The organism is Erythrobacter sp. SD-21 (assembly GCF_000181515.1).
Taxonomy (GTDB): domain Bacteria; phylum Pseudomonadota; class Alphaproteobacteria; order Sphingomonadales; family Sphingomonadaceae; genus Qipengyuania.
This window is the reverse complement of sequence record NZ_ABCG01000002.1, coordinates 1-20,048: the sequence shown is the minus strand read 5'-3', so window position 1 is coordinate 20,048 and position 20,048 is coordinate 1. Positions and strand designations below refer to the sequence as shown.

The 20,048-nt window shown below is 60.5% G+C and carries 19 protein-coding genes; 6 read left to right on the top strand and 13 right to left on the bottom strand.

Annotated features, from left to right (window positions below):
* The first annotated feature begins 28 nt into the window (after nt 1-28).
* The 5 genes from ED21_RS03540 to ED21_RS03520 all read left to right on the top strand — a co-directional run bounded on the left by ED21_RS03540 (nt 29) and on the right by ED21_RS03520 (nt 6,372).
* A complete protein-coding gene (locus ED21_RS03540) occupies nt 29-1,666 on the top strand; it encodes an ATP-binding protein (RefSeq protein ID WP_006832457.1) in 1,638 nt (545 codons plus the stop codon).
* A 1-nt stretch (nt 1,667) separates the two neighbouring features.
* Nucleotides 1,668-2,492 carry an HNH endonuclease gene (locus ED21_RS03535; RefSeq protein ID WP_006832456.1) on the top strand — a complete coding sequence of 275 codons (825 nt, stop codon included), beginning with the start codon at nt 1,668-1,670 and terminating at the stop codon, nt 2,490-2,492.
* Nucleotides 2,485-4,311 carry a DEAD/DEAH box helicase gene (locus tag ED21_RS03530; RefSeq protein WP_198005809.1) on the top strand — a complete coding sequence of 609 codons (1,827 nt, stop codon included), beginning with the start codon at nt 2,485-2,487 and terminating at the stop codon, nt 4,309-4,311. Before ED21_RS03535 ends, ED21_RS03530 begins: the two co-directional genes overlap by 8 nt.
* A complete protein-coding gene (locus ED21_RS03525; protein ID WP_006832454.1) occupies nt 4,311-4,745 on the top strand; it encodes an EcoRII N-terminal effector-binding domain-containing protein in 435 nt (144 codons plus the stop codon). Before ED21_RS03530 ends, ED21_RS03525 begins: the two co-directional genes overlap by 1 nt.
* Before the next feature lie 67 nt (nt 4,746-4,812).
* A complete protein-coding gene (locus ED21_RS03520; RefSeq protein WP_006832453.1) occupies nt 4,813-6,372 on the top strand; it encodes a hypothetical protein in 1,560 nt (519 codons plus the stop codon).
* Here the strand turns inward: ED21_RS03520 and ED21_RS15000 are convergent.
* From ED21_RS15000 to ED21_RS03505, 4 genes are all read right to left on the bottom strand, one after another.
* Nucleotides 6,325-6,846, bottom strand: a complete 522-nt coding sequence (locus ED21_RS15000; protein WP_083800379.1) for a very short patch repair endonuclease — start codon at nt 6,844-6,846, stop codon at nt 6,325-6,327. The two genes, ED21_RS03520 and ED21_RS15000, sit on opposite strands and share 48 nt — an antisense overlap.
* On the bottom strand, nt 6,839-8,071 hold the full coding sequence (dcm, locus tag ED21_RS03515; RefSeq protein ID WP_006832452.1) for a DNA (cytosine-5-)-methyltransferase: 1,233 nt from the start codon (nt 8,069-8,071) through the stop codon (nt 6,839-6,841). The genes ED21_RS15000 and dcm overlap by 8 nt, the downstream gene beginning before the upstream one ends.
* Before the next feature lie 114 nt (nt 8,072-8,185).
* On the bottom strand, nt 8,186-9,484 hold the full coding sequence (locus tag ED21_RS03510; RefSeq protein WP_006832451.1) for a type II toxin-antitoxin system HipA family toxin: 1,299 nt from the start codon (nt 9,482-9,484) through the stop codon (nt 8,186-8,188).
* Nucleotides 9,481-9,906 (bottom strand): helix-turn-helix domain-containing protein, encoded by a 426-nt coding sequence (locus ED21_RS03505; RefSeq protein WP_233995698.1) that lies wholly within the window; start codon nt 9,904-9,906, stop codon nt 9,481-9,483. The genes ED21_RS03510 and ED21_RS03505 overlap by 4 nt, the downstream gene beginning before the upstream one ends.
* Nucleotides 9,907-9,983: 77 nt before the next feature.
* On the opposite strand from ED21_RS03505, the gene ED21_RS03500 reads away from it, so the two are divergent.
* On the top strand, nt 9,984-10,193 hold the full coding sequence (locus ED21_RS03500) for a hypothetical protein (protein ID WP_006832449.1): 210 nt from the start codon (nt 9,984-9,986) through the stop codon (nt 10,191-10,193).
* Nucleotides 10,194-10,197: 4 nt separating this feature from the next.
* Here the strand turns inward: ED21_RS03500 and ED21_RS03495 are convergent, their stop codons facing one another.
* The 9 genes from ED21_RS03495 to ED21_RS03455 all read right to left on the bottom strand — a co-directional run.
* Nucleotides 10,198-12,900 carry a conjugal transfer protein TraG N-terminal domain-containing protein gene (locus ED21_RS03495; RefSeq protein WP_006832448.1) on the bottom strand — a complete coding sequence of 901 codons (2,703 nt, stop codon included), beginning with the start codon at nt 12,898-12,900 and terminating at the stop codon, nt 10,198-10,200.
* Between the two features lie 12 nt (nt 12,901-12,912).
* Nucleotides 12,913-14,349, bottom strand: a complete 1,437-nt coding sequence (locus ED21_RS03490) for a conjugal transfer protein TraH (protein ID WP_006832447.1) — start codon at nt 14,347-14,349, stop codon at nt 12,913-12,915.
* Nucleotides 14,339-15,169, bottom strand: a complete 831-nt coding sequence (locus ED21_RS03485) for a conjugal transfer protein TraF (RefSeq protein ID WP_034921368.1) — start codon at nt 15,167-15,169, stop codon at nt 14,339-14,341. Before ED21_RS03485 ends, ED21_RS03490 begins: the two co-directional genes overlap by 11 nt.
* The gene (locus ED21_RS03480) at nt 15,166-16,899 is read right to left on the bottom strand and encodes a conjugal transfer protein TraN (RefSeq protein WP_006832445.1); all 1,734 of its coding nucleotides are present in this window, start codon (nt 16,897-16,899) and stop codon (nt 15,166-15,168) included. The genes ED21_RS03485 and ED21_RS03480 overlap by 4 nt, the downstream gene beginning before the upstream one ends.
* On the bottom strand, nt 16,896-17,648 hold the full coding sequence (gene trbC / locus ED21_RS03475; protein WP_006832444.1) for a type-F conjugative transfer system pilin assembly protein TrbC: 753 nt from the start codon (nt 17,646-17,648) through the stop codon (nt 16,896-16,898). Before trbC ends, ED21_RS03480 begins: the two co-directional genes overlap by 4 nt.
* Nucleotides 17,645-18,658: a conjugal transfer pilus assembly protein TraU gene (gene traU, locus ED21_RS03470; protein WP_034921364.1), complete on the bottom strand. Its 1,014-nt coding sequence runs from the start codon at nt 18,656-18,658 to the stop codon at nt 17,645-17,647. The genes trbC and traU overlap by 4 nt, the downstream gene beginning before the upstream one ends.
* The gene (gene traW, locus ED21_RS03465; RefSeq protein WP_006832442.1) at nt 18,655-19,293 is read right to left on the bottom strand and encodes a type-F conjugative transfer system protein TraW; all 639 of its coding nucleotides are present in this window, start codon (nt 19,291-19,293) and stop codon (nt 18,655-18,657) included. Before traW ends, traU begins: the two co-directional genes overlap by 4 nt.
* Nucleotides 19,290-19,811 carry a S26 family signal peptidase gene (locus ED21_RS03460; RefSeq protein ID WP_006832441.1) on the bottom strand — a complete coding sequence of 174 codons (522 nt, stop codon included), beginning with the start codon at nt 19,809-19,811 and terminating at the stop codon, nt 19,290-19,292. Before ED21_RS03460 ends, traW begins: the two co-directional genes overlap by 4 nt.
* Nucleotides 19,808-20,048, bottom strand: a 241-nt coding sequence (locus tag ED21_RS03455; protein ID WP_006832440.1) for a TrbI F-type domain-containing protein, incomplete at its 5' end; no start/stop codon positions are given. The genes ED21_RS03460 and ED21_RS03455, both read right to left, overlap by 4 nt.

Below are 20,048 nucleotides of genomic sequence, written 5' to 3'. Positions count from 1 at the left end.
CCCGCAATTCTGAACCGACTGGTGCCCAATGAACGATCTTATCAACCAACCCGATGCTCCTAGGCTCATCTACGGCCTTCGTGACACCGGCTACAGTTTTAATACTGCAGCAGCAGATATCATTGACAATTCCATCGCTGCGAATGCGTCTGAAGTAAATGTTCGGATAGAGTTGGCTGAAGATGGTCGGAAGTTTGTCTGTTTCGGTGACAATGGGGACGGCATGAACGGCGAAATGCTATTTAATGCCATGCGTTACGGTGCGCCCGCCAGAGCGAATCTTGCGAGCCTCGGCAAATTCGGTCTTGGCCTTAAAACGGCATCCAGTTCGGTTTGCCTCCGGTTTACGGTTATTTCCCGTCAGTCCGACGAGGCTGACTTCGCTAAGCTCGCTTGGGACCTCGAGCATGTCGAAGAGCAGAACCAGTGGGAAATGCTCCGCGAAGAAATGACCGCAGACGACTATGAGCTCTTTGAAGAGCTTTGTGGTGACAAGGGCACGCTAGTAGTCTGGTCCAAATGTGACCGTCTGTTGTCGAAGGAATATGACGATCCTGGCGGCGCGAGGGAACAGGCTGCAATCAGGAGGCTGGGTGAGCGGCTGATCGACCATGTCGCTCTTATTTATTATCGCTTCCTCGACGAGGGGGACGATCGTGAGAGGCACGTTTCAATAAGCGTAAATGGCGAGCAGGTCAGACCGTGGAACCCGTTTTATCCTGAAAAGGCCGATCAAGTCCTCTCTCCTGAACAGCAGAAGCTTGAGATCGAACTGGAAGACGGGTCTGTTGAAACAGCGCAAATCAGGGCGTGGATTTTGCCCAACCGCCGGGATCTCACCAAAGACGAGCAGAAAGTCGCGAATATCACCAACCGCGGTCAGGGGTTTTACATTCATCGCGAAGGCCGTGTGATCCAGCAGGGTGGCTGGCTCGGCGTGTTTGGCGCTGTTGAGCCGCACACATCATTGTTGCGCGTCGAGTTCGACTTCACTCATAAGCTTGACGAGGCCTTCAAAGTCGACGTCAAGAAGTCGAAAATTCTCTTCGACCCGGCTCTTGAGGAAGCTCTAAAGACGCTTCTTCAGCCGACTTATCGCGAAGCAGGCAATCGCTACCGGCGCAAGGAGAAGGCAGCTGCGGTCGAGCGCGGCGTCGATCACGGCAGCGCGAATAAGGTCATCGGCAATACGCCTTCGACCAAAAAGCCGGACGTCCAGTCTGCCGACGCGAGTCAGAAAACCGCTACACTCAACAACAATCGCGGCGCAGGCATCAAGCTCCGGGTGCCCGTCGACACGCACGTAAACCCGGACAGTATTCACGTTGAAGCTGTTGAGACCATTACGTCCGGCGATCTCTGGGAGCCGGCCATGCGCAGCGATGCCGAGTCAGGCTTCGTGGCAGGCGTCCGCATTAACAAGCACCACGACTTCTATCTGAAAATCTATCAGAGGGCTGCCGCCAGTGGCTATGCAGTTGAGGGTATGGATCTGCTGCTGTGGGCTTTCGCTGTGGCTGAGCAGAACAACACCAACGATGACCTTGAGCCGATATTCGAGGACATTCGCAACGAGATTTCGACCAATCTCAAGAAGCTGCTGCGTGAAGTGCCTCTGCCCGACGACGAGGAGCTGACAGAAGCCGGGGACGAAGAAGGGGATTGAGATGCTTGCCGAGAAGCAGGCCCTGATCCGCCGGGAAGTCGAGGAGGGAACCGGCGCTGCAATTTATCTGGAGGAAGACAGGTCCGGAGTGCAGACAGCAATCAGGCTCTGGTTTGCAGACCTTGAGCGCTCTCACAGCCCGATAGTCACTCTTCGGCCGACCGGTCTGCGCCGCTTTGAAGCGAAGCTGACATTCGGCAATTTTGCAGCTGATACGATCCGGCAGATGCGGCAGGCAAGCGCAGAAGAAGTTCAGCTTGCAAGGGCGCTCGTCGCCTCAGTAGCGTCGAGCGCGGATCTGAAAATCGGTAACGGTCAGACTATCGATGACTGGATGATCGACAATGGCAGTTTCACGATTATCGCAGAGAAGCGTGGCATTGAGAGCCGGTTTGACGATGATTCCGTTGCGGAGACCTGCCGTGAGCTCGTTATCCCTGTTCTTGCCGCAATGGCAGAACTTTATGGATACGACCCGATCGAGGAAGGCGCCCCGTACGATCAGGAAGCGCTGACTGAAGGCGCCGTCAAACTCACCGTCGTACGCCGACGCGAACGGAACCCACGCAATCGTCTGCTCTGCCTGCGTATCCACGGGGCTTCCTGCAAGATTTGCAGTCTTAGTCCTGGCCAACTCTATGGCGATGCCGGGGCTATCATTGAAGTGCATCACCTGCAGCCACTGTCTCTTGTCGGTGAGCCCAGACCATACGATCCGGCAACTGACCTGATACCACTTTGCCCGAACTGCCATCGCGCGGTCCACACAAGGCGACCTGTTCCGTGGACACCTGAAGAACTCAGAGGCAAGCTGTCCAGTGACTGACGGGCCTGCATCACTTCCTGCCGATTTCAGGCAGATTTCAGCTGCACCTCCTCATGGCTGGGAGCTGGCGTCAAGAGTTGTGCAGCCGGAAATCCGCATCCGAAAAGAGGGTGCTGGTTTTACGTTCCGCGTTGCTGGCACCAGAACTGTGCGGGGAGAAAAGAAAGTCTGGGACGCGCCCGGCCCGGACTACAACTGGGTCGCCGACGGAAATGTAATCCGCCCACTTCCTCACGATACGCCGGCCATAGTCCGGCAGATGCTGGGCGGGCAGCTGCCGAAAACGCTCAGCTTTTCCGATGTGGTGCGTCTTGTCCGGCTGGGTAATCCCGACATACCTGTCATAGCTGAAGAGAGCGTCTTCCACTCAGCGCAATCGGCTGCTGCCGACCTGCGCCCTGATCAGGACATTCCGGGTCTACATGCGACTCTGTTCCCGTATCAGGCTCAGGGCGTAGCATGGATGGACCAGACCATACGGCATACCGGCGGCCTCATTCTCGCTGACGAGATGGGGCTCGGAAAGACCATCCAGATCATTGCCCTGCTGCTCTGCGAAAAACCGGAAACGTCACGACCAGCCCTCATCATCTGCCCGACGAGCCTGATCGCCAACTGGCGGAAGGAGATAATGAAGTTTGCGCCCGAGCTTTCTGTTCTCATCCACCGCGGACACAACAGAACCGGCATCACCGCGGGTCTGCAGCGGGCCCAGGTCGTGCTTTCAACCTACGACACTGTGGTCAACGATATATCCATTTTTGCAGGCATGACCTGGTCATGGCTGATCTGTGATGAGGTGCAGGCTCTGAAAAACCCGGATTCCGGGCGCAGGCGGTCAGTCGGGAGGATTCCCAGGCAGCGAACCATTCCGATGACAGGGACGCCGGTCGAGACATCGCTCCTGGATCTCTGGTCGCTTGCCGACCTCGCGATACCTGGATTGCTGGGAAGTCGGGAGGACTTTGAAGCCGATCATCCGGACTCCGAGGAATCGGCAAAGAATCTGGCTCGTCTGACCGATCCCGTTGTTCTCTGCCGAAAAGTGAGGGATGTCGCCGGCGATCTTCCAGAGCGCATCGATATCGATCTGCCACTCGAACTCGGCGATGAGCTTTCCCGGCGTTATGATGAAGTACTGGCCGAGACGCTTGAGAAGTACCCTGTGGCAGGCAATCTCGTCGCGACAGGTCAGTTGCAGCTCTTCTGCGCCCATCCCTGGCTGCAGGGATCGGGCGATCCCGAGAGGGATCAGGATGCTGGGATCAATCCGTCAGCCGGAATGCCGCTCTTCACACCGAAGGTGGAGCGCGCAATCGCCATTCTCGAAGAGGCGTTCAGGAGCGGACGCAAGGTTCTGATCTTCGCAATTTTCAATCGCTGTGGCGAGATTCTCCGTGAGGCAGCACAGGGACGGCTGCCGGATGCATACTGGGGGGCGATCAACGGGGGCACGCCGCAGGAAGAGCGGCAGGCAATCGTTGACGCATTCTCCTGCCACGATGGGCCGGGCTGCCTTGTACTCAATCCAAAAGCGGCGGGTGCCGGACTCAATATAACAGCTGCAACGGTAGTCATTCACTTCACCCAGGCATGGAATCCTGCACTTGAATCCCAGGCAAGCGCCCGCGCGCACCGACGCGGGCAGACCGAACCTGTCTATATCTACCGGCTGTTTTACGAGGACACGGTCGAACGGGTGATGATTGACCGATCTCAGTGGCGCCGCGAACTTGGCAACGAAGCAGTCCCGGTATCAACACGTGATGCCGATGATCTAAGGCGGGCCCTTTCCATCCGGCCTGGCGGAGAAAATTGATGGGCAGTCAGACTTATGAGAAGCCGCTGACGGCGAACGATACCGGAGAAACCGGAGGTCATCAGGCAGGAATACACATACCGAAATCACAGACGGATCTGATTGCGCTGCTTCCGTTTCTCGATCCTGCGCAGAAGAACCCCGATGCATGGCTGGAAATGACGGACGACGCGGGGGTGACCTGGCGCTTCCGCTATATCTACTACAATAACAGGCTTCATGATGAAGGCGGGACAAGGGACGAGTACCGCATCACCCATATGACCAAGTTCTTCCGCGCTGTTGGCGCGACGGAAGGCGATGTACTCGTGCTTACCGGATCTCCGGGAAGTCTAACCTATTCTGTGTCAGTCCGGAGGGATGAGGCGCCTCAAGGCGAGGAGGCAAGCGCACCGGTGAGGGTCCGCCTGAAAGGCTGGCGTCGTGTACATTAGAGAAACCGGAGAGCCGACAGATCCGCCAGGCGCGCAGCACCAAGATAGCATCCGGCAACCTGGATCGGTGGATGATCTCCCGATCGGCGTCCTTCACCTTGGTGTGAAGACTGCAACGCTGGAGAGGGCCGGTTTCCGCACCGTCGGCGATCTCGCGAACGTGACCCGGGAGCAGATCATCAGGATTCCCACAGTTGGCTGGCGTACAGCCGATCTGCTCAGTGAGAACCGGCAAGCGCTTATTGATGCTTCGGATGCTGAGACGGGCACTGACTGGGACGGGTACTGCGAAACAACGCGTATCCCGCTTCTGCCGCATGAGGGTCGGCCGCGTTCAGGTAAAGACTTTCTGGCTTCCCTTCCGGACTTTCTCGCCGAGGTCGCCGACAATCTTGCTGACGAGACCTTCTCGGCAATTCTTCGCGAACGCATCTGTCAGCCCCCGGAACGGCAGAAGACGCTTGATGAAATAGCTGCGACAACCAGCCCTCCGGTCACCCGCGAAAGGATCCGGCAAAAGGAGAAGAAGCTGCTGGGCCAGCTGACCGGCGGGCTACTCAACGACACCTATGGAACGCTGGGAATACATTTCCGTCCGGAGTTTTCGATCTGGTGGAAGCGGGCTGCAGACCGTCTTTCCCACCTTGAGGAAATCGAGTTCACAGATTTCGTGGATGCCCTCTCCGCTGAATGGGAGGTTCCCAATCATGCGGTCATAACACAGCTCCCAATCATCCTTGCGATCGTCACCGGCGAACCGCAGATGTCCGGTGAATTCCGTGCAGCGAGTCGTGTCGATCCCCGGCTTTTCGGCGATCTGAGAGGGGAAGTGCTCGGGCTCCCACTGAACCGACTCAGACTGGGCAGATACGCTGAGCGACTGGCTGAAGCCGGATCAGAAACCGTAGGTGATATCGTCTTGAGGTTGCGCGCCGGCAGCTTGGGGGCAAAAGGAGGAAAGGCGGCTGAGGTGGCTGCGATGCATGCAAATCAGCTGGCCTCCTGCCTCCGTGACGATGGTCTGATCGACTGGCCGTCATACCGGACTGCCAACGCACTCAGCTGTCTGCCAGCCTCGCCAACGGTCAATGCCGCTGAGTTTGTCGCCACGCTTCGCGAGACCGTCTGTGACTTGCTGACTGCGTCCCGCATTACGAAGCGCGCGTCCGAAATTTACCGTCTCAGGACGAGCCGCACTCTTGGGAGCCAGATGACACTGCAGGCTGTTGCCGACGCCCTCGATACCCATCTGCCCACGGTCAAACGCGAAGAAACGGTGTTTCTGAGTTTTCTGAATGGAGTGCTGATCGGTCACGACTTCAGCAAGCTGCCTGTATGGCTGGATGACCTCTGGCTGGAATACTGGGACGAAGCCCGGGCCAGCTACGAAAGTGCCCGGGACAACTACGGAGAATTCTCGGAGAATCTTGCCTGGAAATGGCGACTGACGGTGCGCGACATCAGCAAAGCCGCACCAACGATCTGGGCAGTGCTGAGCGGCTATCCGAACGACAGACGCTCTAAGCGAGCCATTAGCAAAGCTCCCGTCGTGAACCCGATCATTGATCCGGACCCTCAGTTACCTGCCGGAAGGATCCGGCTCCGTGGCTTCCGGCGGGTGCATTGACGAGGCACGCATGGATTTTACATCTTGGCCTCTGATTTCGAGCAGTAGCTCATCACCCCTGAGCCAAGACGTCAGCCTCGTCAGAAGTTCCTGCAGTTCAATTCTGCTCTTTCCTTTGAGCGCGCACTCCCAGACGGTGGCAATGCGCCATCCTTCCGAAAGCAGCGCTGATCCGACAACCTTGTCCCGCTCTTGATTGGCGCCGATCTTCGCCGTCCAGAATTCGGTGCGTGTACCTGGAAGCCGGAACAAATGGCAATCATGACCATGCCAGAAGCAGCCGTGCACAAAGATAACTGCATGAAACCGGCTGAGTACGATGTCGGGCTTGCCGGGCAGTTCCTTCCGGTTGACCCTGAAGCGAAAACCCTGCCGGTGAAGGCCACTCCGAATGAGAAGTTCAGGCTTCGTGTCCCTTCCCCTGATAGCCGCCATGTTACGGCTTCTCGTCGCGGGATCATGGACGTCAGGCATACTCCCGGACAGCCACCTCATCGTTCGGGACTGCTTCCCGGGTTATATGCGGACGCATGATCCTTGCGACCTCGCTAAACACCGGCACTGCCACCGAGTTACCGAACTGCTTATACGCCTGCGTATCGGAAACAGGGATCCGGAACGTGTCGGGAAAACCCATCAGCCTTGCGCATTCCCTCGGGGTAAGCCGTCGGGGATTCTTGCGTCCCTTTTGCTGTACGAGAATTTCAGACCCATCCTTGTAATAGCGCGCTGAGAGCGTTCTGCAGGTGTCGTCCGGGCCTACCAAGCCATACCCAAAGCCATTGCCTGCTGCACGATGCTTGGCTGAGTAATCTCGGAGATATTTCCAGAGGTGATTGCTCAGGGTATACTTGGCACTGACCGTCGCAAGTTCTCCTTCCGTGTAGTGCGATTCTGCAATTTCGCTGCCGTTCTCGGGATGCAGTACCGATCGCATCCGCGCTTCGCCTTCAACCGGAAGCTTCAAGTCCGCCCAATCAAATCCACTTTTTTCGCGGAAGCCAACGAGCACGATCCGTTCACGGTTTTGGGGAAGAAAATGACGTGCGTTTAGAACGCGAACATGGAGCTCGTATCCGAGGTCTTTCTCCAAAATTTTGCGGATGACCTCGAAGGTCCGTCCTTTGTCGTGGCTTTTCAGATTCTTCACGTTCTCGAGCAGGAATGCGCGTGGTCTGTGAGCCTTCAGGATCCGTGCAACATCGAAGAACAGCGTTCCCTGAGCTTCGTCAAGGAACCCATGTTTCCGGCCCAGCGCATTCTTTTTTGACACCCCGGCGATTGAGAATGGCTGACAAGGAAAGCCCGCGAGCAGAACGTCATGCACAGGAATCTCATCGACGGGGACTTTGGTAATATCGCCGGCGATCGGGCGGTTGTCCGGGTAGTTGGTGTGATAAGTAAGCTGTGCATATTTGTCCCATTCAGACGTGAATACGCAGCGGCCGCCTATGCCATCAAAAGCCCTGCGTAGTCCTCCTATGCCGGCAAAGAGGTCAATGAATGTGAACCCCCTCGCATTTGTATGTGTGGGGACTGATTTGGCTCGCTCACGCAGCCAGTCGAGCACGACTTTGCGAGGTCTGATGTGTCCGGACTCCCAGCGGAAAATCTCCCGTTCGGAGTAACCCAGTTTTTCTGCGAGTTCCTCGGTCGAGAGCCCGGCCCGGCAGCGTAGAATTCGGAACTCAGATTGCATATGTCTGCCTCGGGTAGTTGTAGCGACGGGATGTCATGAAAGTTCCCCACGGGCAAGGGCAGACATTTCGGTTTCAACAAACAGCTGTAGGCGATCGCCCGGCCTGCCGGCTTCTCAGCCGATTTCACGGAATCCGCGCCTAGCCTTCCGTGCCATGTCGGCTTCCACTCCGGCGGTATTGCAGTGCCTGTTCCAGTTACTGACTGCGGCCCGGATCGTGTCGATGATCGACCTGGTCTCAGCAGGTTTCAGGTCAGCAAACCGTCCGAATTCCAGCAGATCGTCGAGTTCGAAGTCGTCGGTTTTGCCGGCCAGTGACATCTGGTGTTCGTTAGTCCAGTCCCCGTCAGGATTGTAGGCGTAGACGACATCGAATGCGGGCGAGAGGCTCCAGCGACCCAAGCTATCCATGAGGAAAGCGATGTTCTTGGTGTGGTCGTCCTGGTTGCGGATGTAGACATTGAGCACCGCACGGCGCACCTGCTCCTTGATCGCTTCGCGGCCGAGACCGAGCATGCGGATGGTCTCGATCGCCTGCTCGTAGCTGTATGCGCGAGCGAGGTTGAAATCGAAATGGCGCATTGCGCAAAGCGACTGCATGTGAAGCTTCTTGCCATCAGGCGTGCGGTCGAAGCGCTGTGTCATGAAATGTGCCCGCCCGCCTTCTTCGTGCAGACGAGAGCGAGCCATGTCGATGCCAGCCTCTCGGGCTAGCAGATAGCAAGCGTATTCAAGCCGACCGAAGCCCATCGGGTCGGCAAGTTCCTTGTCAGCATTGCCCGACACGCCGTCGAACTTGACCAGCCATTGCGTATACCCGGGCCCTGCAGTCAGTTGCCCGGAATGGAATTCTCCGGTCTCCTCATTCCAGGCGAGGACGGCCTTGGCCCGGGCACCGCCGGCGGAGGTTCCGACGCGCAGGATCTCCTGGAGTGCGCGGTGATCATCTTCACCCTTGAGTACACCGGCCAGTTCTTCACGCGCGGCAATGACCCTGTTGGCGAGCTCGACAAGCGGAGCGATATCGACCGGCCGACCCTGTTCACGGCGCTCACCGGTCGCAGGCTCGAATTCGAGCGCGCCCATACCTCTGCGGCCGGTGTAACAAAGGCGCTCGACCGGATCGAAGCTTTCGGCTGTGCGGCCCTGCTCGGCAAGCCAACGGTTGATCAGGGCGTTACCAAACTTGTCGGGTAGGCTGTCGGCCAGCATGCCCGGAAGCCCTTTGAAGGTCTCGTAATTCAGCGCGGGAAAGTCGTAGACGCCACTTCGCAGGGGCATTGTGAGCGGGGCGACTTCGATACCGCTGCGGCTGAATTCCGGAGTGTATTCGAAAACCCCGACATCGCGATCCTCATCCCACAGGACGGCGCCGATCTGACGGCCCCAGAGATTGACTACGGCACGCGTCATGGGGCCTCGTCACCCCAGCTCCATTCCTCGCCAGCCTCACCTTCAGAAGACTTGCGCACCCTTTGCCGCGCCTTGCCGGTGTCGGACCGGGGATCGAGCGGGCTCAGCTTGGCGTCCGGCATGACATCCAGAAGGCGGTCTTCAATTTCAAGCGCACGCATGATCCTGGCAAGGCTATCGATGGTCCCGCCATTGCCGGCTTCCAGGCGGGCGAGCGTTGAACGCGAGATGCCAGCCATTTCCGCAAGCTCGGCCTGCTTGAGATTGCGTGATATGCGATATGCTTCGATCTGCTTTCCGAGGTCGGATAGCAGCACAGAGAGAGGGCGAAGATCTGGTGAATCATAATGTGGCATTATCGAGACATTATCTCCAATATGGAGCGTTGTGTAGCGATTTTGCGTCTTTACATGAAGGGCCATAATGTGTCAATATCGATACCTTAATTCGCTTATCATCGATAATGCATCAAAATTGCTACTTTATTTAGGTCGGAGTGATGGGAATGGATAATGAGAAGGGTCACAATGACGAGACGGACTGGAAGGGCCTACGAGAGATCGACCGTGCCATCTCCGAAAATCGCCTCACGTCCTACTCATGGAAGAAGGCCTGGGCCGACCCATGGGGGCGGGTTGGCTTCATTGCATTCGCGATCCTTCTCTTAGCATTCATCATCTATGTGGTGATCTACGACTTGGTACTTTGACCACCTACCATTCCTTTACGTCGTCGGCAGCTTCCTCGCTTGCGCCCGTGGCGCCCTGCGTTTGGCGATCCAGGTAACCTCGAACGGTACCAATCCTTCCACGACCCTGCTGGCGAACCCGCTCGACCTCATCCGTGATGTCAGACCGATCAGGAGCATCGGGCATTGAGGGACCACCCGCAGAACCTACAGCTCCCCTAGCTCGCACCTGCCCAGCACCCCCGATCCCGGGGCGGCTGACAGGAGCGAAGTCCGGCAATGAAAGGTCGGCTTCGATGTCGTCCTGCAGCCGATCGGCATAGCTTTCGACAAACCGAGATTGCAGCTGCTGGCCGCGCGCGCTCATCTGAAACTCGATGTCGTCGAAGCGCACCGGCCCGTAATAGTCGCGATTGGCTTCCATCTCGGCCATGCCCCATTCGCGATAGGCCTGGCTCAAGTTCAGCGTGCCTGCGGCGCTGTTGGCCTCGTACCAGCTGGCCTGATTCTCGAGGCGACTGGCCATCTCTTCGGCCCGACGCGCCTCTCGCGTATAGCTCTCGGCTTCGGTCAGCGATCGGCTGAGACCCGACGAGCTGGTCGATACCTGTGATACCGAGCTTGAGCTCGTCTCGCGCAGAAAGCCTTCACGCGTATTCGACCAGTTGCGGCTATCCGAAAGCTGCCGCAGCGTACCCATGATCCTGCCGCGATCTTCCGAGGCGATCCCGATATCGCTGTCCGTCCAAGTCTGATTGCGACCACCCCGCAAACCAGCAGACGCCTGTACCGGCCCCCTTTCTCCCTTCAGACCAATTCCAGCGTCACCATTCAAGAACCAAGACACGGTAATGTCGTCGGAGGCGCGCCGGGAAAGGCCGAACTGCTGCTGGAGCGTCCTTGAGGCATTGCCGACTTCGCTGAATGCCGTGCCGATGCTGTCGTTCGTGCCGACGCCGCTGACCGTGTCGGAGCTTTGACCCTGGCTGTAGGCGTTGCGGATCTCGCTGAACCGGGTGAGCGCAGAGCTCGTCGATTGCTGGGCGAGGTTGGCATAGGTCTCGCTCTGCGTCCGGCTCTGGCTCGCCATCGTTCCGAGGCGGCCGGTGAAGTCCTGCCCCAGTGTCGGCGTGAACGGATAGCTTGAATTCGGGACAGCAGCGAACTCTCCATCGGGGAAGCTGGTGGTCTGCGTGCCGCTGTCGGTGAAACCACGCGTCTGTGCCGCGCCATAGGCGATGTTGGGTGCAAGATTGCCCTGCGCAAACTGGCGGGAAAACACTGTCGAATTGTCGAAGTTCGAATTGCCGAGCGAGACATTGCCGGTGCTCGCTTCGCGCGAGGCTTCTTCGGCTGCGTTCTGGCTCGGGTTGAGATAGCTCGTTGCCTGGCCCGAGATCGCAAGTGCACCGCGCGCCACCCCGCCGGCAAGGAACGGGATCGAGGCGACGAGATAGCCCGCCAAAATGCCGATATCGCTGTTGACGTCGCTCATGCCGGCAAAGGTCGCGAGGCTAAGGCCCGTGCTGCCGCCAGCGGCGGCGACATCGCCCGCGCCTTTGAACATCAGGATCATGTGCAGGATGACGAAGAGCGGTCCCCACGCCGCAAGGTAGAAGAAGCCGGTGACGTAACCTCTCAATGCAATGGGTCCGGTCCGCGGCATCAGGAACAGCGGAAACAGGACAGGGAACAGCGCGTAGAACACCACCGTCAGCACGACATTGAGGATCGGGACCCATTTCATCGCGTTGTGCGCGATCGAGGAATAGGTCCGCTCGGTCTGAATATCTGCCCGGGTCTGCGCGAAGACGTCGATACTGCCCGTGCCGCTCGCCCCGGCAAAGCCGTGCATAGCCTGGTTCATGGCATTGATCGTCAGCACCTGGCGGAAGATGTCGCTCGCGCTGCGCGAGATGCCGGTGAGATACTGATAGGCAATCGGGAGGTCGGCCATGAGCTTGGCCTTGGCGAGCGCTTCGGTCTGGCGCGGATAGAGCTGACGCCCCGCAACAAGCGTCATATCGTCAATGAGGCTCGCCCACTGACCCGACAGCGCGGTGTAGGCTTCACGGCAGGTGATGATCGAGGCCGTCACGCTGTCGTCGGCCTGCCGGGTCAGGAATTTTTGCGCGCGCGCCGCGCTGCCCGGTGCGATCGTCGCCCAGATATCGTCGCTTTCGGACAGCTCCTTCATCGAGTAGCGGCCGAGAAGCAGATCGTAGAACACGCATTGCCGGACATGCTCATCGAAGTTCGCAGCAAACTCCGGATCGGAAATGCGCAAGCTGCGCGTCGATTCAAGCAGCCGCGCGCCATAGATCATGCCGTTACTCGAGTAGTTGAGGTCGTCGGGTAGGCCGAAGACAAGCTCGGCAGAGCGGGTCAGATAGTCCCCCGCCTGGCTGGTGAAGCTTGCCATCAGGGCGAGCCCGAGCGGGACATTGGCCACCGTTGCCGGTGCAAGGCTGGGATTGACCCGGTCGGTCACATGGACGTCCATGCGCGGCACCATCAAGCACATGTAGATAAGCGTCGCGCCGAGGAACCAGTTGAGCCAGGCACGCCAGTCCTGGTTGAACGCGACCACTATGACCGCGAGCACCATGCCCATGACCAGCGCGACCTGAATGAGGCTCTTGTAGCCGCCCGCACCGGTCCAGGCGGCAACGGCGTTGAGGACGTTGACGATGTACTCGCCGCCGCCGACCGTGAAAATCTCGACCATGCTGCCTGACCCTTATGGAACGATGGAGCGGGACTGCATCCCGCGCGACCAGTCGAGCGCGGCCGCCATCGACGGTGACATCGAGGCAGCGAGCATGTTCTCGATCATCGCCGTCTTTTCGATGATCTGCATGATCGCCGAGACCCGCGCCTGTCCGGTCGCTTGCCGCTGGGCGAGGCTCGATCGCACCTCGGCAACCTGAGCGCGCCAAATCGCAAGCTTCGCTTCATCGGCCGCGATGAAACTCGCCATCGAGCGTCCAGCCTCTGCGGTGATGCGCTCGAGAATGGCATAGAGGAGATCGATGCTGGCAATCTCGGCCAGCGTGTCGCGGTCGTCGGTGGCCATCCCGCGACCATAGGCCGCCTGTACGGTGAGGATCTTATAGAGCGGCACCGATGCCACCTGGAGCAATTCCTTTTCCTCGTTGCCGATCGCTGTGTCGCTGCGGATGGCCTCGACCATGCTGCCGATGAGCCGGGCAACGCGCGGCCGGATGGCCTTCGCGCTCGTGAGACTCATCTGCTGGAAAGTCGGGTTGAGGCACTGGTCGGGCTCGTCGCACTGGAACACCCGCACCGACTGGCCCTGTGTCCCGTCGAGCAGCGCGGTCACCAGCGTAGAAGAGGCATCGCCCGCGAAAGGCACGAACTTGCCCGGTTCGTCGTCGCGGGGCGGCACGTAGATCACCGTGCCGATGAGCGTCATCGCATACTCGGCAAGATCGCGGTCGAAAGTGCCACCGGGGTTGAAGAAGGCGCTCTGCTTGAGGACATGCCAGGTGTAATTGCGCGGCACACCGGGATTGACGTCGGCATAATCGGCGCCGGCGCCCTCGTTGGTCGAGGCGCGCTGGCCCCTGGTGCCGCAACCATGCTTGGCCGCGGCATAGTCGGTGAAGATGCCTTCGGAATTGCCGATCGCTTCGCAGATCGCCTTGTCGGCGAGATCGCCCTTGGGCCAGACGCCGCCGACCAGCCCCTGCGCCATCTCGCAGGAGTTGATCGAGAGATTGTTCATGAGCTGCGCCTTCTGGCTGAACTCCTGCATGATCTTGTTGCACTCGGGGCAGACGGTATCGATCGCCAGACTAAAGGCGAACCCCACCGCATTGTTCGCGACGGCCTTGAGCAATGCGACCATCTCGCTCGCGTTGATGAAGGAGAAGGACCCGGCGAAGATATCGATACCGCCGCAACCAGCGCGGGCACGCGGAAGCTGGAGATTGGCGATGTTGGTCGTCTTTTGCGGGAAGCGCGTCCAGACATTGCCGAGGCTGTAATAGCCCGCCGACTGTCCTTCGAACGCGCTCGGCCCGGTGACATTGGCCGCAGCGCCCATGTCGTCCATGAAACGGTCCATGCTGTCGCCGACGTTTGCGGCGACGGGGGACGCGACCATGCCGGCGGCAGCTATGGTGAGCGCCGCATTGCGGATGCTAGTAATCATGTCCGGCTTCCTTCGAGGTGAGGAGGTAGATGCGGTCCTGCAGCTCGTCGGCCGAGAGCACGCCGTATCCGATCGGGATCGTGCGCCTGGCCACGCTGTCCCACAGCACAAGCGCCGGGGTGATGCCGGGCTCGAGCCCCATGCGCGGTCGCTGGCCGCTTTCGACCTTGTAGTCGGGGAAGTGCCGGGACGGTCCGCCATCGGTCGAGATCGCCCGGACCGTGATATGCCAGCGGTCCGCCACCGAGCGCACGATCGGGCTCATCACTTCGCAGGCGCCGCAGGTCTGGGCGAAGAAGTAGAACAGGCCATAGCGTTCGGAGAGCCTGGCCATCACCGCGTCGCGGTCGGCCGCGCGCGCGTCCTGCCATTGCTTCTTGGCGAGCGCGCCGACCGGCCGTTCGAGCGTGTAGTCGAGCTCGGGATCCTGCCAGATCGCGCGCTGCCAGACATCGGAGAACAACGAAGCCCGGTCGAGCTGGGCACGCTGGAAACGGATATAGGCGGTGACGTTTTCCGGCGTCGGATAGAGGATCGCGCGTGCCTTGAGCTCGCGCAGTTCCCCCGTGACCGCGTCGAGTTCTTGCGTGGCGGTTACCTGGGCCGGTGGCTGCGCCATCTCCGGCTCCTCTGCCGGCTCCGGCCTGACGCAATAGAACCAGTAGCCGAGCCTGCGCTGCTCGCAGTAGAGGCTGTCTGCCGAGGCAGCTGGCTCTGTCTGGCGCGCTTCCTGGGCAACTGCCCGAACGGGAAGCAGCGCAGCGAGACACATGGCCAGTACTGGGAGGGCCAGCATCGGCAGTGATTGGCGGCGCGTCATTGGCCACTCCTTGCGTAATAGTCTTCGATTTTCTGCTGGATGAGGATGCTGGTTTCGAGCTCGTCGGGGAGCCGCGCAGCCTCGGTGAACTCGGCATAGACTTCGGAAAAATCCATCTGGCTGAGGTCGAGCCGGGCGAATTCGTCGAGTGTGAACCCCTCGCACTGCTCTTCCTTGGGCTTGTCCCAAGGCTTGGGCAGCTGGCGCCGGCCCTGTTCCTGCAGGATCCGCGAGAGCTTGCTTTCGAAGCAGCAGTAAACCTTCTTCTTGGTCAGGCAGACGCCGAGGAACTTGTCCGAGCAATAGGTCCCCACATAAGCGCACAGCCCTTGCGCATCGCGTTCGTGGAGCAGCACCTCCTCGCGGCTGCAGCCAAGCGCGACCAAAAGGCTGATCCCGGGGATGAGCGGGAAACCCTTACCCTTGCAGCAGTTGAGCACGCCGAAGACCTTGGATGAGCAGGTGTTGCGCGTGCCGCGGAACAGCGTCAGCGTCTCAGGATCGAACTGGCCGCGGGCCTCGTTCATCGCATGGAGGGCGGTGACGGCATCCTTGAACTCATCGTTCGCGGTGCGCTCGATCGTCTCGCAGCTGCCGTCGATGCAATAGACATCACCGTCGCAGACAAACTGGGTGGAGCTGTCGTTCCCGGGAAGCGGGCACTCGTAGATGCGCTCCCAGGTCTCGCAGGGAGTTTCGTCGGTAAGACATTCCTCGCGGACAAAGCGGCAGGTGCCCTGGATTTCGATGTCGGAGCAGTCGGTCGCCGCTTCGCGCGCGATACAGGTGTAGCTGCGTTGCCATTCCCAGCAGGGCCTGGTGACAGAGACGCCGTCGATCACGCGGGTCTGCGGATCGGTATCGGTGCAGATCTCTGCGTCCAGCGTGCAATCGCTATTGTCCGCAAGACCTGTGCACTGGCTTTCGTCAGGGGTCGTTGTGACGGTGGTTGCCGTGGCGATGCGGTAGGGCGTCTGCCCCGCGACCTGTTCGTCGCAGGTCAGCTCGGTAATCGGATCGCCCGGCTCGGTGCACCACTTGCGACCGCCGGACCAACCCCACTGCAGGCAAGGACCGTCCCGGTGTCCGGTCACCCGGCAAAGAGCGCCCGAAAACTCTTCGCAATCCGGCTCACCTGACAGGTTGAAGCTGCCCAATGGGCTGCAAAGGTAATGATACTGTGGTTTCTGGCTGACCCTGGCGACGAGCGGGACCGTGCATTGGCCTGCCGACTGATCGATCCGTGTGCCCGTATTGCAGGTCGCGGTATAGGTGCCCGCCGACCCCGAACCAGGCGGCAGCGGCACGCACGATCCCTGGCTGCCCGAAATTGCCATGCCGCTGGTGTAGTCGAGCGGCGTCTCGTTGATCGCGAGGCTGCGGGCAATCACGTCCTCGATCTCGTTCGGCTCGAACCTTGCGCGATTGGCCATGCTGTCGCGGATCGTCCGCATCGGCGTGCTGGTCGTCGCGGCACTGCGTCCGCGGGCCTCGATCTGGTCGGGATCGCGCGCAAGATCCTGCAGGTCGCGCGTCGCCTGCGGATCGAAATTGGGAACGCGCGCTGCATCAGGATTGGTCGTTGCGGCGTCGCGCGCCTCGCCCAGCAGCTCGGTGGCAAAGTCCTTGCCATCGGCCCGGGCTTCATCGCGGGTCTGAGCGTGAAGCGCCGATGCACTGGTCACGGTGATGATCGCGGCAAGGATATTGGCGAGAGTTCTGCCGGTCATGGCCGTTCCTCCCTGGAGAGCTGGCGCAGATGGAGACGGGCAAGCTCGGCGCCCGGACCCTTGCCCGAGGCGAAGGTATCGAGGACTTCGCTTACGCTGATGTTGCCGGCGATACGGTCGTGTGGCGGCACCTCGCTGGTGCAATCGAACCCGTCGCATGGGCTGAACTCGGTGCTGAGCATGACGAAGCTCGGCGCGGCCTCGATGTTGAACGCGCGAAACAGCCTTGGATCAATGCCGAGCGAACCGGCCGCGTCGCGGCTGCTCCAGATGGCGGCGAGCCGCTTCTTGAACGCCTCGCTGTTTCCTTGCGGGAAGCCGCGCAGCACGGTGACACCTCCCGCCCTGGTCATGTCGCGGACCAGTGCTTTCAGCGCCTCGGGCGGCATCGACAGGCTGGCAAAGGCAATGAAGCGGGGGGCTCCCCCGAGCGATGCCTTCTCGGCGGCAGCTTGCCCCGCGATCATCGCGTCGAAGTCGAGGATGGCATCGGTCTCGATTGCCTTGATGCTGTCCGCATAGGCCGCGCGATTGGCCTGCGCTTGCGCCTGGATAGTCTGTGCGTCCTCGGTCAGCGCCTCGGCGCGCTGGCGGACATTGGTGCTGAGCGCCTGCGCATCGTCGGCGTGTTCGGCCGCACGCTCGCGGATCGCTTCAAGGTCGATGCCTTCGGGCGCGCTCTGGGCGAGAGCGAGGCCACCGAGGGTGACGGCAAGGCCGACGGGCAAAAGAAGGAGGTGTTTGTTCATAGCGCGCAGCAGTTCCGCTTGCGCCAGACGAGGTATCCCATGTCTTCACCGATGGCGGGGATGACCTGTCCGGCCGATTGAAAGGTGGTGGAGGCGCCGATAGGCGGGCAGGCGTAACGGCCCGAGGTCGCCGGGTTGGGGTTGGTGGCCTGGAAGCGGTATTGCTGCTTGCGCATCACCGGCATCAAATATTTGCCGCACAGGCCCTTGGATCCCATCGTTCCCCACGAGACGAGTTCGCGGTGGAGCTTGTAGGCAAAGCGCGAGAGCACGAGCCGCGAGGCCTGCACATGCCCGATCGAGGCGGAGACATTACCGTTCATCGGGTACATCGATCCCTGGCAGCCCGCGCACCAGAACATCTCGTCGATCGGCAGCTTCGCGGTCGAGGCGACGCAGTCGGCCGCACAAGCGGCGAGCGCCAGCGGGTTGGCAAACAGCACGGCTTCGGGGTTGATGATCGCGGTGAGCTCGGAATCCTGCCACAGCGGATCGATCTCGGAGATGTAGAGAATGTCGATCGAACCCGATTCCAGGCACAGGAAATCGGCGACGATCTCCATCCAGTAGATCAGCGGATAGGCATACCAGTGGACGTGCCAGCTCGAATAATACTGGCTCGCGCCGCCCACTGCTGATGGACCCGAGATCGAGCGGAAGCCGATATCGAAGCCCGGATCGAGTTTCATGCCGCCGAGGTTTACGAAGCACCACGGCTTCATGCTGACATCGGCAAGCCGCACCGGTTCCCAGAAGCCCATCGCGATCCCGGGCCTTAGACCGCACAGGCACACCGGCAGATCGGGGTTATCGGGATCGGGCCGGCTCGACGGCCAGATGTCCAGTCCGCCGATGGAGATCGGGAACAGGCACGACCAGCAGATGTCGGTGATCGGGTTGACGAAGCTGCCGGTGCAGCGACCGGGACCGGCATCGGCCATGGCGGGCGTTGCGGTGGCGAGACCAAGAATAGCGGCCAGAACAAGCGCCAACTTTCTTAGACGGGTCATTGGGCTGACCTCCTTTTCGGTGGCAGCGCGATTTCGCTGATTTCCAGCAGGCGGCCCTGCTGGCGCACGCGTGCGGGCACCGACCTGATCCCGAACCTCTCCGTGAGCTTGCCGCCCTGATCGAAATAGAAGCGGCGCTGGCGAGCCTTCATCAGCTCGAGCGGCGCGCCCTTCACCAGGATCAGCTTGGCATTGGCGTCCTGTTTCAGCGCCCAGGTGAGTTGATCGGGATCGTCGCCATCGAGGAACAGGAGATCGGCGCGAAGGCCGACGCTGTCGAGCGGATTGACCCTCGTGCCGGCGGCATGGATCAGCTCGCCTTTTGCGCCGCGGATATCGGCAGCGAGCGTAATCGTCGGATCGAATTGCCAGCGCCGCGCTTCGCTGGCCCGGACGATTCCCGCGACGGGGTCGGGTCGGCCCACCCGCGCGATCGTGCGGCGCTTCAGGTCTTCATTGAGCCGCGCGGTTTCTCCCGAACGTTCCATCTGCGTCAGGCGCGAATGGATCTGCTCGAGGAGGTCGCGCTCGATCACGGGAAACACCGTGCCGCGCTGGCCATAGTCGCGTGCCAGCACCTCGGCAGGGCAGAGCAGGACTGCAAGCAGGGCCGTAGGGAGGATGAGCTTGCTCACAGGATCGCCCTCCCGCTGCCGAGGATCTGGCCGCGGCAGACGAAGCCGATCTCGGCGTAGCGGCTGTCGAGGCCGCGGAGATGGCTGGTCCCGGTGTAGAAGCAGCCGTCGGGGATCGGTCCTTCGGGGCCTTTGTGTAGCGCAATGCCGAGACGGGTCTCATCGAGCCGCGCGGCGATCTTTTGACCGTTGATGAAGACCTCGTGACCGCGGTGGCTCACGACATCGCGCGGCACGCCCAGCACCCGTTTGCCGAAGAGCTGCGCGCCTTTTCCGAAATGCACTTCGACGAGCCTGCTTGCCGGCGGCTCGAAGAAGATCAGGCTGCCGCGCTCGATCCGCGCGTGCTTGTCGAGCCAGAAGGCCCAGTTGGGCAGGCTCGGGCTGGTATTGATGAGGAAGGCATGGTCTTTTGCGAAGGCGTCAACCGCGCCCCATCCGAGCGGCAACAACACCAGCGCGGTCAGGACGAACGGCCGTTTGATCGTGCGGACAAGGCGAGTGGCAAAGTGCGTCACTGACCGCCTCCCTGCTCAAGCTGGCGGGCGATCCGTGCGCGCAGTTCGTCGGTGGCATCGGGGGCATCGCCCGCGAGCACCGCTTCGCCGACCAGCACCACGCGGCCATCGGTCCCCATTTCTGCAACGGCGCGCTCGGACGCCTGGAGGAAGCGAGCACGCGCGCTGGCTGGCTTCGGATCCTGCTGCCCGCGCGCTTCGGCATCGACGAACCTGCGATGGTCTCGGCAAGCCGGA